This window comes from Mesorhizobium sp. M8A.F.Ca.ET.181.01.1.1 (assembly GCF_004792025.1).
Taxonomy (GTDB): domain Bacteria; phylum Pseudomonadota; class Alphaproteobacteria; order Rhizobiales; family Rhizobiaceae; genus Mesorhizobium.
The window spans coordinates 1-315 of the sequence record NZ_SRTV01000188.1; the positions used below are offsets into that span (position 1 = coordinate 1).

General features: G+C 63.5%; 1 pseudogene. It reads right to left on the reverse strand.

Annotated elements, in window-relative coordinates:
- Position 1: 1 nt before the first annotated feature.
- Positions 2 to 315: pseudogene (locus EN824_RS34180) on the reverse strand (transporter); the annotation flags it as partial.

Genomic DNA, 315 nt, shown 5'->3' on the forward strand with positions numbered 1-315 from the left:
CCTAGCCCTTCATGCCATCAGGGAAGTCGATGCCGAGCAGTGCCTGCAGGCCGAACAGGACGAGCAGCGAAGCAACGAACATGCCGACAAAGACGGCGGTGCCTACGGCGGCACCCTTGCCGATCGATGCATTGGTCATGCGCCAGGTCAGCACCATCGACAGCGCGAACAGGAACAACGACACAAGGCTGTTGACGTCGCTGGTGGGGGGCAGGAAGAGCCTGAGCAGCGCCGAGGGCAGCATGAGCCAGGCGATGATCGCCGAGGCCCAGTTGGACGCGACCACATAATGGACGAAACGGCCGCCGATGCCGG